14 protein-coding genes and 1 riboswitch are annotated in these 14234 nt (G+C 62.5%); of the genes, 7 read left to right on the forward strand and 7 right to left on the reverse strand.

From position 1 onward, the window contains the following. Positions 1-93: 93 nt before the first annotated feature. From ACK543_RS03230 to ACK543_RS03250, 5 genes are all read right to left on the reverse strand, one after another. Positions 94-468, reverse strand: a complete 375-nt coding sequence (locus tag ACK543_RS03230) for a hypothetical protein (RefSeq protein WP_409941421.1) — start codon at positions 466-468, stop codon at positions 94-96. A 102-nt stretch (positions 469-570) separates the two neighbouring features. Then, positions 571-1185 carry a hypothetical protein gene (locus ACK543_RS03235; protein ID WP_409941422.1) on the reverse strand — a complete coding sequence of 205 codons (615 nt, stop codon included), beginning with the start codon at positions 1183-1185 and terminating at the stop codon, positions 571-573. 264 nt (positions 1186-1449) lie between these two features. After that, on the reverse strand, positions 1450-1827 hold the full coding sequence (locus tag ACK543_RS03240; protein ID WP_409941434.1) for a hypothetical protein: 378 nt from the start codon (positions 1825-1827) through the stop codon (positions 1450-1452). After that, the gene (locus ACK543_RS03245; RefSeq protein WP_409941423.1) at positions 1824-2183 is read right to left on the reverse strand and encodes a hypothetical protein; all 360 of its coding nucleotides are present in this window, start codon (positions 2181-2183) and stop codon (positions 1824-1826) included. Before ACK543_RS03245 ends, ACK543_RS03240 begins: the two co-directional genes overlap by 4 nt. Positions 2184-2364: 181 nt before the next feature. After that, positions 2365-2928, reverse strand: a complete 564-nt coding sequence (locus tag ACK543_RS03250) for a GIY-YIG nuclease family protein (RefSeq protein WP_409941424.1) — start codon at positions 2926-2928, stop codon at positions 2365-2367. Positions 2929-3542: 614 nt separating this feature from the next. On the opposite strand from ACK543_RS03250, the gene ACK543_RS03255 reads away from it, so the two are divergent. Further along, positions 3543-4823, forward strand: coding sequence for a purine-cytosine permease family protein (locus ACK543_RS03255; protein ID WP_409941425.1), 1281 nt, complete (start codon positions 3543-3545; stop codon positions 4821-4823). 86 nt (positions 4824-4909) lie between these two features. On the opposite strand, the gene thiD is transcribed toward ACK543_RS03255, so the two are convergent. After that, positions 4910-5767 (reverse strand): bifunctional hydroxymethylpyrimidine kinase/phosphomethylpyrimidine kinase, encoded by an 858-nt coding sequence (gene thiD / locus ACK543_RS03260; protein WP_409941426.1) that lies wholly within the window; start codon positions 5765-5767, stop codon positions 4910-4912. Between the two features lie 67 nt (positions 5768-5834). Next, positions 5835-5957, forward strand: a riboswitch (TPP riboswitch). A 57-nt stretch (positions 5958-6014) separates the two neighbouring features. Here thiD and ACK543_RS03265 point away from each other — a divergent pair. The 4 genes from ACK543_RS03265 (at position 6015) to ACK543_RS03280 (ending at position 9123) form a co-directional block, all read left to right on the forward strand. Continuing rightward, complete coding sequence (locus ACK543_RS03265) at positions 6015-7139, forward strand: FAD-dependent oxidoreductase (RefSeq protein WP_409941427.1); 1125 nt, start codon at positions 6015-6017, stop codon at positions 7137-7139. Further along, the gene (gene thiS, locus ACK543_RS03270) at positions 7136-7333 is read left to right on the forward strand and encodes a sulfur carrier protein ThiS (protein ID WP_409941428.1); all 198 of its coding nucleotides are present in this window, start codon (positions 7136-7138) and stop codon (positions 7331-7333) included. Before ACK543_RS03265 ends, thiS begins: the two co-directional genes overlap by 4 nt. A gap of 82 nt (positions 7334-7415) precedes the next feature. Further along, positions 7416-8225, forward strand: coding sequence for a thiazole synthase (locus tag ACK543_RS03275; protein WP_409941429.1), 810 nt, complete (start codon positions 7416-7418; stop codon positions 8223-8225). Next, positions 8218-9123: a thiamine phosphate synthase gene (locus ACK543_RS03280; protein WP_409941430.1), complete on the forward strand. Its 906-nt coding sequence runs from the start codon at positions 8218-8220 to the stop codon at positions 9121-9123. Before ACK543_RS03275 ends, ACK543_RS03280 begins: the two co-directional genes overlap by 8 nt. A gap of 120 nt (positions 9124-9243) precedes the next feature. On the opposite strand, the gene ACK543_RS03285 is transcribed toward ACK543_RS03280, so the two are convergent. Beyond that, positions 9244-11316 carry a FimV family protein gene (locus tag ACK543_RS03285; RefSeq protein ID WP_409941431.1) on the reverse strand — a complete coding sequence of 691 codons (2073 nt, stop codon included), beginning with the start codon at positions 11314-11316 and terminating at the stop codon, positions 9244-9246. Between the two features lie 106 nt (positions 11317-11422). On the opposite strand from ACK543_RS03285, the gene ACK543_RS03290 reads away from it, so the two are divergent. Together ACK543_RS03290 and ACK543_RS03295 are read left to right on the forward strand one after the other, a co-directional pair. After that, complete coding sequence (locus tag ACK543_RS03290; RefSeq protein WP_409941432.1) at positions 11423-12943, forward strand: 3-hydroxyacyl-CoA dehydrogenase; 1521 nt, start codon at positions 11423-11425, stop codon at positions 12941-12943. 149 nt (positions 12944-13092) lie between these two features. Beyond that, entirely contained in the window at positions 13093-13872 is a 780-nt protein-coding gene (locus ACK543_RS03295) for an oxepin-CoA hydrolase, alternative type (RefSeq protein ID WP_409941433.1), read from the forward strand. Positions 13873-14234: the final 362 nt, after the last annotated feature.

Genomic DNA, 14234 nt, shown 5'->3' on the forward strand with positions numbered 1-14234 from the left:
ATCCACACCCTTTTGCTTGATCGCAGCGACTCGCCGCACCGAAGACATCAGAGGAAAACCGGAATCAATTTCCGTGGTCAATCGCTGAGCGATTCACCACGGCAGGATGATGTTTGACAAAAGTGGGGAAGTCCTTGTAGAGAGAAAAGCCGCGCACGACAACGTAACGGCAGCACCGAAGAGAAAATTGTGCGGAATGACGGTAGCAGCCATGAACGTGGGGAACAGCAGCAGCGCAGCGCCACCAAGCCTTGCGGCATGCAGCAAACGCGGAAACCTAGACGGTATGGCGGCTGGAACCCATAACGGCGCCCCGAAAAACATGATGAGCATGAACCAGTGAGTGGGTCGCATTGCTGCGTACTCGGAAGGATCGACCAAGCGGCCAAACCCAGCGATCACGGACGAAATCAACCCTCCAAACAAAGCGGCGGCAGCAATATGCAAGAGGCGGAATGCAATAGGCATGGACTCAACTTAGCGAAGGCCAAAGCCATGGTTTTGCAGCTCGTGCCCTCCGAAAATTCCGCGTGAAAACACCATGAAAATCAAGCAGTTATCTGGTGTTTCTCAAGAGGCTTCTTCGCGCGCCAGAGCGAGTGCCTGCTCCAAATACGGATACACGATGCATTCGACCTCCTCCACGTTCTCGAAGAACAACCCTCGTAGCGTGATCGAATAGACCAGGCGTTCCTTTTGAAAGGCCATGACGCAACCGACGACAGTTTCATTTGGTTCTGCGAGAGTTAGCGCGCAGTAGGCGCTATCGCTCCAGTTCTGCAAGTTGCCCTTGAATACAAAGCGGGCTCCGACAGTAGCTACTCCAGCCTCCCATGAAGCGACGCCTTCTTGAAATAGCTCCAGGGCGAGCGAAGAGTCTTTGGCGATCTCGACCCGTGTTGTCATCAGAAACCTGGCAAGACTGCTTGGATCCTCGTAGCAATACGAATATTTCACCTCGAAAACTCCATCAGGAAATATCCGCGTGATCCAAGACTCATGCTGTGCATCGAACTCAATAGAACAGCCCGCTTCTATGAAGTCGCGAACTCCAATGGTCAACCGCCGCTCGTTGTCGGTAGCCCTTCGAAGTTGTACACCGGCATTGGCATACGTGTAGTTGATGCGAATGTCTTGGTAGGCCTCTTCAAGTCTTCGCCGGATTTTGCGTAGTCGGAGCAGCATGTAAGAGAAGCCTCGCTAACGAATGAAAGCGACTTCCCCGTCCCGAGCGATCCGCGCAGTTGCGACGAACTGCATCAAAGTGCCACGATGGAAAGTGCGATTTCTCATCAACTCAATCGTGTTGTGGAAGGGGGAGTCGCTGACCGCCATTATCACCATCGGCATCGATCTAGCCAAGAACGTCTTTGCGGTTCATGGTGAGGATTCCACAGGCAAACCCGCGCTGGTTCGCCCCAACGTCCCGCGTCCCACTGGAGCGGAAGGTTATGCATTTGCTCGCTCAATCTCGGACAGTGGATATCTAGTGATCAATCCCCACTTGCCATCATTCTTTTCTGAACCGCGTGCCCCTATGGCAATTAGATGATTTTTAGTTTGCTCTTCATCACAGCCAATTACGGCAGCTAATGTTGATAGATTTCGCCATTGAAACGCCTCGTCATTCAGCATTTGAAGCAAGATTTTCCGTCGCGCGCAATCCATATCTCGCTGGAACTTTCTCTTAAACCATTCAAGCGCAAAAGAACCAACAAGATTTAATAGCGATCCTGCGACGACTCCAACAACCCCAACTAGGGCGATCCAGAATTTGGTATCCCCAACAATTTTTGCCGCTAGCAGAGAGATTTCTTGTTCGGTCATTGCTTCCACTTTGCAACTGCGAATGCTTGGCATGAAGTAATACCAGATAATCCATTGCGCCCCATAGATATTCTTAGACGCTGTTCATTGATGGGTTCAATTTGCCTCCCCTTCTTCTCAGCAACTTCCCATGCGATGGAAGTTAGGGCCGATTTGCATGCAGTTGCAACGGCATCGCTTTCTGGAATGAACTGATAACGGGAGTAATAAATGGTAATTCCAAATCCATCTACTCGATCTTCGAGCCCGTATTTGGTGTCTTTGTCATAATTGGAAAGAGGAATGTTCGTATGACTTACCGGCGTAGCACATCCCGCGATAAAAGCTGATAGCAGCAAAACTGTAATGGAGCGCATAGATACCTTTCGTTTCGACTCGGCTGTAAAATGATGCATAACGGGGAGTTCACCGGCCTTGCCCGGCTTTGCGCGCAAGGTCCGTGAGGCCCAGCTAGGCTGGTGGCAGATGCGCAAAAGGTAGGGGTACCCATGGAGCTTTCGTTTTGTGACTTGTACGTGCGACGACTGCCGGCTTCAATCACTGTTTGGTTAGAAGATCGAAGGCTTTGATTGCAACATCCAAATCGCAAGAGAATACCTCCTTGCATTCGACCATCTGGTCTTTATATTTTTCGTATGTGACTGGCTTCAAGTAGCGCTCTAAGTGTGAGTGGATGGCAAATTCTATTCTGCCAGCATCCTTTGCGAACTTGGCCATTTTTTTGATGCTCCAATCGGATGCGTTTGCGTACTGTTCTTTGCGAAGAAAGTCCGCTCGATCTTTGGGGTGACTTTTCGTGAAGCCAACTTTTGAGAGTTTCTTGCTTTGTGAGTAAGCAAGATATACGTAGCCTGCGGCTGAATGCCTAAGTTGATAGGCAATTTTCGATGTGTCGCACTGGATGCAATGACCGGCCTTCGTTCTTAGAGTGTGGCCGCCCCTAGCGCATGCAGCGCCTCCAAAGTAGAGTGACAGTTCAAGGACATCCATCTGAGCTTCGCGATCTGCTTTGCCCTTTGTATGGCTGGCGTCAAAGAGCTGAGCAGGGGAGATGCCCTGCGATTTCAAGAATGTAATCTGCTCGTTTGTTAGCTGTGCCATGGCAACTCGCTGAAAAACCCTAACGAGGTTGTAAAAAAACTTGTGTCGCGCAAGCTCCCGCACTACTTCGCGAGCCACACACCAGGATGGTCAGAGTCTTTGCGTCCATGCGCAAAGTTTGCCGCAATTTCGACCTGTTTGGAATCGTAGTGCGCTAACAGGGCAGTTTCCTGCCCCTCCTGCCTCGCTTGCTGCCCCCCGTGCCACAGGCAAACCCGCGCTGGTGCGCCCCAACGTCCCGCGCACCAAGCTGCCTGAGTTCATCGCAGCGCTGCCGCCCTGCCTGATCGGCATGGAAGCCCGTTGAAGACATTCTCCCCGCCACGCGCCAATCGCCCTCCGCACCAGCCGATCTGCGCCACTTGCAAAACAGCTTGTTGGCCTGGGTCTGCGCTGATTCACTAGAATTCGACCTCATCGCTGGGGGTGTCCTGCAGTCAATCCGTTGCAGGGCTGAGATCAAACCCTTCGAACCTGTTGCCCGCATCGTTTTACTTTGCAGGCTTGAGATCATCCTCGCGCAGGGAAGCAAGTCCGCCATGGCACGACCCTGAAGACGTCGGGTCGCACCGGCGGACGGCCCCCTGCTCTGTACCTGTTGACGGAGCCACTCCATGTCCTCATCGCCTGCCACGCACGCCACCAACGAAGCGCTGGCCCCCATTTCCTCCGACCGCCGTGTCTTCCAGTGGCATGACCACGCCTCGCTCTGGTTCAGCCTGGGCGTGGGCCTGCTGGTGATGCAGGTGGGCGCGTACCTGATGCCCGCGCTGGGCACCAAAGAGGCGTTGATTGCCATTGTGGCCGGCTCCATCGTGGGCGCGGGCCTGCTGGGCTGGGTGGCCAAGCTGGGCTGCGACAGCGGCCTGGCCAGCGCCGGGCTGATGCATGCGGTGTACGGCCGCACCTTTGCCAGCTTGCCCATCATCCTGAACATCGTGCAACTGGTGGGCTGGGGCACGTTCGAGCTGGTGGTGATGCGCGACGCCACGGTGGCCATTGGCCAGCAGTCTGGCGCGATGGCGGGCGCGCACTGGCCCGTGCTGGCCACGCTGCTGTGGGGCGGCGTGGTGATGCTGCTGATCAGTGGTTCGATGGTGCAGCTGGTGCGCAAGGTGATTGCGCGGGTGGCCCTGCCGCTGGTGGTGCTGTCGCTGCTGTGGCTGTCGTGGCAGTTTTTGTCGCTGGCGCAGGCACAGGGTTTGGAAGCACTGTGGACGCGCCAGGGTGCAGGCGGCATGGGTGTGCTGCCTGCGCTGGACTTGGTGATTGCCATGCCGATTTCGTGGCTGCCGCTGGTGGCCGACTACGCGCGCCACGGCAAGAACGGTGGCTCTGCATTCCGTGGCACCTGGCTGGGTTATGCGTTGGCCAATATGTGGTGCTACAGCCTGGGCGTGCTGGTGGCGCTGACCTTGCCCAGCAAGGATCTGGTGCAAGCGCTGCTGCTGGCCCAGGGCGGTCTGATTGCGCTGTCGCTGATCCTCATCGACGAGGTGGACAACGCCTATGGCGACACGTATTCGGGCGCAGTGTCGGCCCACAGCCTGCTGCCTCGCTTTGGCGTGCGCGCCTGGGGCCTGCTGGTGGCCGCAGTGTGCACCGCCCTGGCGCTGGTGTTGCCCATGCACAGCCTGGAGCCGTTTTTGCTGCTGCTCAGCTCGGTGTTTGTGCCGCTGTTTGGCGTGATTTTGGGGCGACTGGCCTTTGGCACTGATGCCCCGGCCCTGCTGGCGGCTGCGCGCAAGGTGAATGTGGTGCCGGTTGCCATCTGGCTGGCGGGCATTGCGGTGTACCACCTGGCCCCCAAGGTGCTGCCAGGTGCGGGCTCGGCCCTGCCTGCGCTGGCGTTGAGCTTTGCGCTGGCCTACGCAACCCGCCCCCGCGCTGCCTGACGCGATGGCAAGGCAGTCATTTGCTATCAATTAAATTGCAACAAATGCCCTGTGGCTGCGCGTCGGTCGGCTAAAAAGCTTCAAACTCAGGCACACAACACCACGCGCTGCGCCATAGGCGCGTAGCCGTGGTTGAGCGGGCCGTGACCGCGACCGGTGGTCACATCGGCCCCAGCCGCAATCGCGCCCAGAATGTAGGCGCGTGCCTGCTGCACCGCCAGCGGCAGGGGCTCGCCCAGGGCCAGGAAGGCAGCAATCGCGGACGACAGCGTGCAGCCCGTGCCGTGACCGTTGTGCGTGGCAATGCGCGCCGACTCCAGGCGCTGCGTGCCACTGCCCTGCACCGCCAGCAAGTCCACCACCCAATCCCCCGGCAGGTGGCCGCCCTTGAGCAAGGCCGCGCGAGCGCCCAGGCCCAGCAGGGCTTGGGCGGCTTCGGGCAAGCGGTCGGCATGGTCGATGCTGCGGCCCAGCAACCAGCCCGCTTCATCCAGATTGGGCGTGATGACCTCCGCCAACGGAAACAGCTCGCGCACGAGCACGCCCACGGTCTCGTCGGCAATCAGCTTGTCGCCGCTGGTGGCCACCATCACGGGGTCCAGCACCACATGGGGTAGCTGGTGGCGGCCGATGGCGTCTGCCACCACGCGCACCACCTCAGGCGAATGCAGCATGCCGATCTTGACGGCATCCACGCCAATGTCCTGCACCACCGCGTCGATTTGTGCCTTGAGCAACTCGGGCGGGATGCCGTGGATGCCGGTTACGCCGCAGGTGTTTTGTGCGGTGACGGCGGTGATGGCCGTCATGCCATAGCAGCCCAGCGCACTGAAGGTTTTAAGGTCGGCCTGGATGCCCGCGCCGCCCCCGCTGTCAGAGCCGGCAATCGAAAGCACGCGCGCATAGCGGCGCAGCGGGGAGGGCAAAGGCGTGGGGGAATTCATGGCAAAAATTATGGCCTATGCGCCAGGGCAGACCCGGAGCACGGGGGATATGCTGTAATCAGCGCTCCGGACGAAACAGGGGTGCCGTGACCGCGCAAAGCGCTGGCGGCGGCTGAGAAATACCCTGGGGCTACGCGCCCCGCTACCCGATCCAGGTCATGCTGGCGTGGGGAGTTTCCATCGCGGTGCACTCCGTTTTGTCCACGCTCGCAGCCCCAGCCCGCGCACGGACACCATCGACGGACCTATGCCACTGCCACCCTCCTCCTTCGCCATCCTGGGCGCTGGCCTCATGGGGCGGCTCCTTGCGGTGGAGCTTGCCCGGCAGGGTCACCGCATCGCCATCCACGAAGCGGGCGGCCCCGATGCCGGGCAATCTGCCGCGCGGGTGGCCGCCGCCATGCTGGCCCCTTTGGCCGAATCGGCCATCACCGAGCCCGGCGTGGTGCGCATGGGGCACCATGCGCTCACGCGCTGGCCTCAACTGCTGGCACCTTTGGCTGAGCCGGTGTTTTTTCAGCAGGCGGGCACGCTGATCGTGTGGCACCGCCAGGACGCTGCCGAGGCCCAGCGCCTGACGCGCCAGCTGGAGGCCAACCAGCACACCGTGCCCGAACTGCCCGCCCTGCAAAGGCTCGACAGCGCGGCGCTCGCGCAGGCCGAGCCCGCGCTGGCCCACCGGTTTTCGCAAGGGCTTTTTCTGCCGGGCGAGGGCCAGCTCGACAACCGCCAGCTACTGGCGGCGCTGACCGCCGAGATGCAGCGGCTGGGCGTGCTCACCCACTGGCACGCGCCCGCGTCGCCCGATGCCTTTGAGCCCGGCCAACCCGGCCAGCCCGACTGGGTGCTGGACTGCCGGGGCCTGGGTGCCAAGGGCCAGTGGAGCGCACTGCGGGGCGTGCGCGGCGAAGTGGCCCGCATCCATGCGCCCGATGTGACGCTGCAGCGCCCCACGCGGCTGGTGCACCCGCGCTACCCCATCTACATCGCGCCCAAACCAGACCACCTGTTCGTGATCGGCGCTACCGAGATCGAGTCGGACGACCGCACGCCAGCCAGCGTGCGCTCAACGCTGGAGCTGCTGTCTGCCGCCTATGCCGTGCATCCCGGCTTTGCCGAGGGCCGCATGCTGGAGCTGTCCACACAATGCCGCCCCACGCTGCCCAACAACCTGCCCGCCATCCGCCAAGCCCGCCCGCGCGTGCTCGAGATCAACGGCCTGTATCGCCACGGCTTCATGATTGCCCCGGCGATGCTGGATGTGACCCTGGAAGTGCTGAACACCGGACAATCGCCCCTGTCGCAACGCTTTGACCTGGCGCTGGATCTGGCCCCCGCCAGCGCACCCGCCGCCAGCGCCGCCATTGCATGAACATCCTCATCAACCAGACCCCGCACGAACTGCCCGACGGTGCCACCGTGGCCGACGCCGTTGCCGCCATTGCGGCGCGCCAGCCTTTTGCCGTGGCGGTCAACACCACCTTTGTGCCCAACACCCGCTACGCCGACGACAGGCTGCAGCCGGGTGACCATGTGGAAATCATCTCGCCCGTGACCGGGGGCTGAGCTTGCGCCAGAAATATGAATAAAAATGACCGGTTACGCGCGACCATTAAGCCCTGACAGCTATCAAAACAATAGTGAATACATGATCTCTCCAACGCCTCAAGACCCGCTGGTGCTCTACGGGCAGACGTTTGCCAGCCGCCTGCTGCTGGGCACCTCGCGCTATCCGTCGCCCGCCGTGCTCGAAGCCGCCGTGCTGCGCGCCCGGCCTGCCATGGTCACGGCATCGCTGCGCCGCCAGGGCAGCAACCCGGCTGAAAGCGGCAGCAGCTTCTGGGAGCTGCTGCGCAAACTCAATGTGCCTGTGCTGCCCAATACGGCTGGCTGCCACAGCGCACAAGAGGCCATCACCACTGCCGAAATGGCGCGCGAGGTGTTCAACACCCCGTGGATCAAGCTCGAGCTCATTGGTGACGACTACACCCTGCAGCCCGACACCTTGAATCTGGTGGATGTGGCAGCGCACCTGATCCGCCAAGGCTTTCAGGTGCTGCCCTACTGCACCGAAGACCTGGTGCTGTGCCAGCGCCTGGTGGATGTGGGCTGCCAGGCCGTCATGCCCTGGGCCGCGCCCATTGGCACGGGGCGCGGCCCGGTCAATCCCTATGCATTGCAGATGCTGCGCGAGCGCCTGGATGTACCCATGCTGATCGATGCCGGACTGGGCCTGCCATCGCACGCCTGCCAGGTGATGGAGTGGGGCTACGACGGCGTGCTGCTCAACACGGCGGTTGCGCTGGCGCAGGACCCGGTGGCCATGGCGGGCGCGTTTGCCGATGCCGTGCATGGCGGTCGGGCAGCCCGCCTTGCCGGTGCCATGACCGCCCAGGACGCGGCACAACCCAGCACGCCCGTGCTGGGCACGCCGTTCTGGCACCACAGCCATGCATAAGGCCCACACGTTCGAGATGGCGCAGGCCATCGTGGCCCATCACGCGGCCACCTTCGCCGGGTTCGAACCCCAGCCGGTACCCACGCCCACCCTGCACGAGAGCGCCTACATGGCGGCCCTGCACGGATGCAGTCAACTGGGCTTCATCGCGAGCGACGCGCAATGCCTGGCACGCGCCTGGCAGGCGCAGACGGCGCGAACCGGCCGCTTTGACGCCAGCTGCTGGCCCGCAGAGCCCGACGACTTTGGTCTGCAGCCCGTGCCGCGCAGTAGCTCCTTTGCCGCCTGCCCGCAGCAACTCGGCCTGTACGCGGTGCTGCCCGATGCCGCCTGGGTGGGGCGCATGGCCCGGGCCGGTGTGCCCACCGTGCAACTGCGCCTGAAGTCCACCGACGCCGCCGCAGTGGCCCGCGAGATCGCAGCTTCTGTGGCCGCGGTGCAAGGCACAGGGGCATTGCTGTTCATCAACGACCACTGGCAGGCTGCGATCGACGCAGGGGCCTACGGCGTGCATCTGGGCCAGGAAGACCTTGATGCGATGCGCCCCGATCAGCTCGATGTCTTGCGCGCCAGCGGAACCCGGCTGGGCGTCAGTACCCATGGCTACGCTGAAATGGTCCGTGCCGATGCTGCGGGCCCCAGCTACATCGCCATGGGGGCGGTGTTCCCGACCACGCTCAAAAAGATGGCCACTGCGCCGCAAGGCGTGGGCCGGCTGGGTCTTTATGCGCGCCTGATGCGCCACTACCCGCAAGTGGCCATTGGCGGCATCGGGGCAGAGCAGTTTGGCGACGTGCTGGCCACCGGCGTGGGGTCTGTTGCGGTCGTGCGGGCCCTTGTGAATGCGGCAGATCCCGAGGCGCAAGCGGCCGCTTTAATAGCCCTGATGCCGCACTGAGCCATTGCAACGCGCCAGAGCCTTCCTCAAGCGGTGGCCGCTGCTCAATCACCTGCGCTGCACCTCACGGCCCGCGCACAGCCCAGCGCGCTCGCGGCGATCTGGAATGCTCAACGCAAGCTACCTGCAGTCGTCTTTACTGCCTTTTTCGAGCTCAAGCCGCAGCAATGCCAGATCGCTGTCGATGGCAAACTCCAGCGCCTGCACGGAGCCCGGATCAGTCTCAGGCGTGGCAAGGGGATCACCAGGCGAGATGAGCGACGCATCGGGGAGCTCCAGATTCATCGGCAGCGAATCCAGAGTGGCAGGCTTGGAAACGGGGCTGTCCAGACCTAGCCCCCCCGGCAAGGACTCAAACTCGAAATCGATGATGTCGTTCCCCGGATCCTGGGTAGCGCCGGTTGCTGCGGCGAAGGCCTTGACTGCGGCGCTGGACGGCCCAACGCCGTCGAAGACCGCAGTGCCACCGCGCGGCGGCAAGGGTGTGGTCCGCTCGCGCGGCCCGGGAGCGCCCCGGGCGCTGGGCGGGGTCGTTTGCGCGATGGCCAACAACAGCAGCAAATCGTCGAACGCTGACAGATCGAACGGCTCGACCGCCGCACGACCCTGGTCTACGAAAAGGTGGCTCATCAACAGATCAAGAACAGCCGCAGAAGTCCATTGCGCTTCAATCTCAGCGAGCGCATCAAGGTAGCGCTCAAGCGATCGGCTAGGAAGGTTGAACGCAGCAAATTCGGGCACCCGCGCATTGAAAAACTGCATGAACTGCGCGCGCAGTTGGGAGTATTCGTCCACCCGGCTGAGTGTGTGATACAGCCGCAGCAGATCAAGGTACGCCAGCGGCGACGTCTTGCGATGATCCGCAATGTGGTTTTTGAGCACATCAATGGCCTGTTGATGTTCACCCACCGACACAAAAAACTCGGCCTGCTGCTGAATGTCGAACAACTCTCCTGGGTTGACGATGAGCTTCGTCGCTGCAGGGGCTGGCGCTGGCGCTTCTGGCGAAGGTTGTAGCGGAGCAGGCGCACTGGCCAGGCCCAGGTCGTCCGGGCCGGACAACAGGTCTGGCGAAGGCAGCGTTTGCGAAATGGGCCAGAGGTCGTCCCGGCGAGAAATAGGGCTGAGCGCGGGCTCACGCCCATGGACCGCTTCGCGAGAACCCCGCTCCACAGATTCAAGCCATGACTTCACAGCCCTGTCTGACGCATCACGCATCCGCAACAGCGCCCAGCCCACCGCTGCCAAAGCCAGCGCAAGCAGCCCGGCAAGTCCATATACCAACGTCGGACTGAACCGTTCGCTTTCGAGCGTTGCAACCTGCTCCTGAAGCTGCACTGCAAGGGCGCGGTCTCGCTCGGCCTGCTCTTTCACGGCGGTGAGATCACCCTCCCGGGCCTTGGCACGCTCGGCATCAGCGTCAACATCGCCAGGCTGAGCGTTCAGCGCCTTCCAGAGTGCGGCCGCCTGAGCGCGCTGCGCCGACGGCTGCTCGTCCGGGGTCATGCTCAGCAGGGGTGCGCTGCGCAGCATCACCGGCCTGTCCAGCCAAGTGTCCAATGGCTCGACCACCAGGCGCGATGCAGGTGCCTTGGCAGTCGAGGTTTCAGCCACAGCCTTGGGCTTGATCGAACGTGCGGGCGGCGATGCCACAACCGAAGGAGGCGCTGCGTTGGCCTCACGTTGGGGCCGGCTGATCGGGCGGCTGCTTGAAAGCTGCGATCCAGAGGCAACCGCTTGCGCCTGACCCCGCGCGACAGGCATGCGAACCATCCCAGGCTCGGCAACAGGCACCGTCTCCGGCACAACGGCCTGAGCCAAGCGCGCAACATCCACCGGCGCGCCCGAACGCGCCACCGTCGAAGGCAACTCTGCAAGAAATGTGTAAGTGCGGGTGACCCGGCTGGAGCAACCGCCCCCAAGGGTCACTCGGACAACGGGTTCATCCACCGCCACCGTGGTCTGCACCCGCACTTCAGGAGCACCACCACGCGTCTCAGCGAGGGGGGTGACCCGGACGCGGGCATTGCTCAAGGCGATCTCGCCAGCAATCACCTGCGCGGTCACACAGGAACCGGCGACGTCCGTGCCCGCATCGGGATGGATTTCAAACGCCAGATCCAGCGGCGCGCCAATCGTGACCTGGCCGCGGCTACTCCCCAGCGACAGCGCACTGGCACTGGCTGCCAACATCCAGAGGCTCGCGCCAAAGAAAAACTTAGTAGAGATCACAATTTTTTTACCTCAGCGTATATTCTGGCACACAACGCGAGGCGACAGCCACAGCCATAATCGCGCTATGAAAATTCAGTTTCCCCGCATCGGAATCGCCGGCACGGGTGTGATGGGTCAAGGTATCGCTCAAATTGCCGCCCAGGCCGGCAGCGATGTCATGCTGCTGGACACCAAGCCGGGGGCACCCCAGGCCGCCAAAGCCGCCCTTGAGGCGCAGTGGAGCCGGCTCGTGGCCCAAGGCAGGCTTGAGCCAGCCCAGGCGAACGCGTACGGGGCACGGTTGCATCCCGTCGCTGCCATCTCAGACTTTGCCGAATGCGATCTGGTCGTGGAAGCCATCGACGAGCACCTGGAGGCCAAGCAGGCCTTGCTGACGCAACTCCAGCAGGTTCTGCGGGAGGATGCGGTGCTGGCCACCAACACGTCGTCACTGTCGGTCACGGCGATCGGCGCTGGGCTGCCCAGACCGGCGCAACTGGCGGGCTTTCATTTTTTCAATCCGGTGCCGCTGATGAAGGTGGTCGAGGTCATCGCAGGGCTGAAGACCGATCCGGCCATCTGCACAGCACTGTCCCGCTACGCCCAGCAGCTGGGACACACCCCCGTTCAGGCACAGGATACGCCGGGCTTCATCGTCAACCATGCGGGCCGGGGCTTTGGCACCGAGGCGTTGCGCATTGTGAGCGAAGGCGTGGCGGACTTCGCCACGGTGGACCGCATCCTGCGCGACCAGGCAGGCTTCAGGCTGGGCCCCTTCGAACTGCTGGATCTGACCGGGCTGGATGTGTCTCACCCCGTGATGGAGTCCATCTACCGACAGTTCTACGATGAGCCACGTTTTCGCCCCAGCATGATCACCGCGCAGCGACTCGCCGGCGGGCTGGTCGGCAAAAAGGCGGGCGAAGGCTTTTACCGTTACGTCGATGGCGTGGCCCAAACCCCTGCCGAGCCACCAACACCCACCGCGGGCCTGATCCCCCCGGTGTGGGTCTCCCCGCGTGCTTCGCGGCGGGCCGAGCTGTACCAGCTGCTCAAACACCTGGGCGCAACCATCGAAACAGGCCAGTCTCCTTCGGCGCAGGCCATCACGCTGGTGGCACCCCTTGGGTTTGATGTGACCACGGTGGCCGTGGTCGAACGGCTCGACCCAGCTCGCACCGTCGGCATCGATATGCTGTTTGACGATGCAGCCACCCGCCGCCGTGTGCTCGCCACGAATCCCGCCACGCGCATCGACATTCGCCAAGCAGCGCATGCACTCTTTGCCCGCGATGGCAAGGCCGTGAGCGTGATCCGCGACAGTGGGGGCTTCGTGACGCAACGGGTCGTGGCCACCATCGTCAACATCGCCAGCGACATCTGCCAGCAGGGCATCTGCAGCCCACGCGACCTTGAAACGGCCGTCACACTGGGCCTGGGGTATCCACAGGGGCCGCTGGCCCTGGGCGACCGCCTGGGCCCCACCAACATCCTGGAAGTGCTGTTCAACATGCAAACCGTCTATGGCGACACACGGTACCGCCCAAGCCCCTGGCTGCGCCGCCGCGGCGCCATCGGCCTGAGCCTGACCCATGTCGAGGAATGACACGCCCCAAACCACCGCACACACCAGCATGGCCTGGGCACGGCATCCGACACCATCAACAACCAGCCTTGCGGCAACCCGCGCCCCTTTGCCCACACTGACAGCCCCTTGGGCATCGCGCTGCCTCCCACCCCACTCGAAGGTCCCCCATGCCCGCAGAACTTCAAAGCTCCAGCGAGGGTCAGACCATGATCCTCACCCTTCGCAACCCGGAGCACCGCAACGCACTCGATCCGGTCATGTATGCAGCGGGCATCGAAGCCCTGGGCGTTGCGGAGCGCAGTGCTGACATCCGCAGCGTGATCATCACGGGCGCCGACGGAATATTCTGCGCGGGTAGCAGCCTGGATCGCCTGCTAGCCAACCGGCAACAGCACCCGGACGTTCAGGCGCAGAGCATCGAAGGCCTGCACCACTGGATCGAAACCATTCGCACGTACCCCAAGCCCGTGATTGCGGCGGTTGAGGGCCCTGCAGCGGGGGCGGGCTTTTCGCTGGCACTGGCGTGCGACATGATCGTCGCAGCGCGCAACGCCGTCTTCGTGATGGCTTACAGCAACGTGGCGCTCTCGCCCGATGGCGGCGCCAGTTGGAGCCTGGTGCATGGCTTATCGCGGCAGATGGCGGCCGAGATACTGATGTGCGGCGACCGCCTGGGCGCAGAGCGGCTACACGCGCTGGGTCTGGTCAACCGCCTGGCCGAGGCGGGCGGCGCACTGGACGCTGCGCTCACGCTTGCACAGCAGCTCAATGCACGCGCGCCGAACGCGCTGGCCAGCATCAAGGAACTGATCAACGATGCACCCCACGCCACGCTGACGCAGCACCTCAACCACGAACGCGACCACTTCGTGAAAAACCTGCACCACCCCAACGCAGGCGCGGGCATCCAGGCGTTTTTGGACAAGCGCGTACCCCGCCACGAATAGCGCACAAGCCCTGCCCCACCCCATGCCTGCGGGCATGCCAGTGCGGCCCCTGCAGCGCATTCATGGCGCGCAGGGCAGGCGCACCTGCGGGGCGCGGGCACCTTCCCATGGGCTCTGAACAGGCCCTGGTGTCCCGCGTGAGAGATTCGCCCCATCAAGACGCCGAAATCGCCGCCATGCTGCGTCGCCGTTCCTCGCAGTGGCGACTTCCTGATCGATGCAACCTATTGAGTCGGCACCTTTGAACTTGAACCAGCCGTTCGGGCTGAGCCTGTCGAAGCCTTGCGCAGAGCTTCGAACCGCATCAACGCATTCAAGTTGGTTGATGCCGACTCAATAAAAACGGCAGTTGACCGCTTGTC

The organism is Acidovorax sp., assembly GCF_046341535.1.
Lineage (GTDB): Bacteria > Pseudomonadota > Gammaproteobacteria > Burkholderiales > Burkholderiaceae_C > Acidovorax.

Coding starts and splice junctions, on each gene's coding strand:
- ACK543_RS03230 (WP_409941421.1), bottom strand. CDS start 468: ATGCCTATTGCATTCCGCCTCTTGCATATTGCTGCCGCCGCTTTGTTT.
- ACK543_RS03235 (WP_409941422.1), bottom strand. CDS start 1,185: ATGCTGCTCCGACTACGCAAAATCCGGCGAAGACTTGAAGAGGCCTAC.
- ACK543_RS03240 (WP_409941434.1), bottom strand. CDS start 1,827: ATGACCGAACAAGAAATCTCTCTGCTAGCGGCAAAAATTGTTGGGGAT.
- ACK543_RS03245 (WP_409941423.1), bottom strand. CDS start 2,183: ATGCGCTCCATTACAGTTTTGCTGCTATCAGCTTTTATCGCGGGATGT.
- ACK543_RS03250 (WP_409941424.1), bottom strand. CDS start 2,928: ATGGCACAGCTAACAAACGAGCAGATTACATTCTTGAAATCGCAGGGC.
- ACK543_RS03255 (WP_409941425.1), top strand. CDS start 3,543: ATGTCCTCATCGCCTGCCACGCACGCCACCAACGAAGCGCTGGCCCCC.
- thiD (WP_409941426.1), bottom strand. CDS start 5,767: ATGAATTCCCCCACGCCTTTGCCCTCCCCGCTGCGCCGCTATGCGCGC.
- ACK543_RS03265 (WP_409941427.1), top strand. CDS start 6,015: ATGCCACTGCCACCCTCCTCCTTCGCCATCCTGGGCGCTGGCCTCATG.
- thiS (WP_409941428.1), top strand. CDS start 7,136: ATGAACATCCTCATCAACCAGACCCCGCACGAACTGCCCGACGGTGCC.
- ACK543_RS03275 (WP_409941429.1), top strand. CDS start 7,416: ATGATCTCTCCAACGCCTCAAGACCCGCTGGTGCTCTACGGGCAGACG.
- ACK543_RS03280 (WP_409941430.1), top strand. CDS start 8,218: ATGCATAAGGCCCACACGTTCGAGATGGCGCAGGCCATCGTGGCCCAT.
- ACK543_RS03285 (WP_409941431.1), bottom strand. CDS start 11,316: ATGTTGGCAGCCAGTGCCAGTGCGCTGTCGCTGGGGAGTAGCCGCGGC.
- ACK543_RS03290 (WP_409941432.1), top strand. CDS start 11,423: ATGAAAATTCAGTTTCCCCGCATCGGAATCGCCGGCACGGGTGTGATG.
- ACK543_RS03295 (WP_409941433.1), top strand. CDS start 13,093: ATGCCCGCAGAACTTCAAAGCTCCAGCGAGGGTCAGACCATGATCCTC.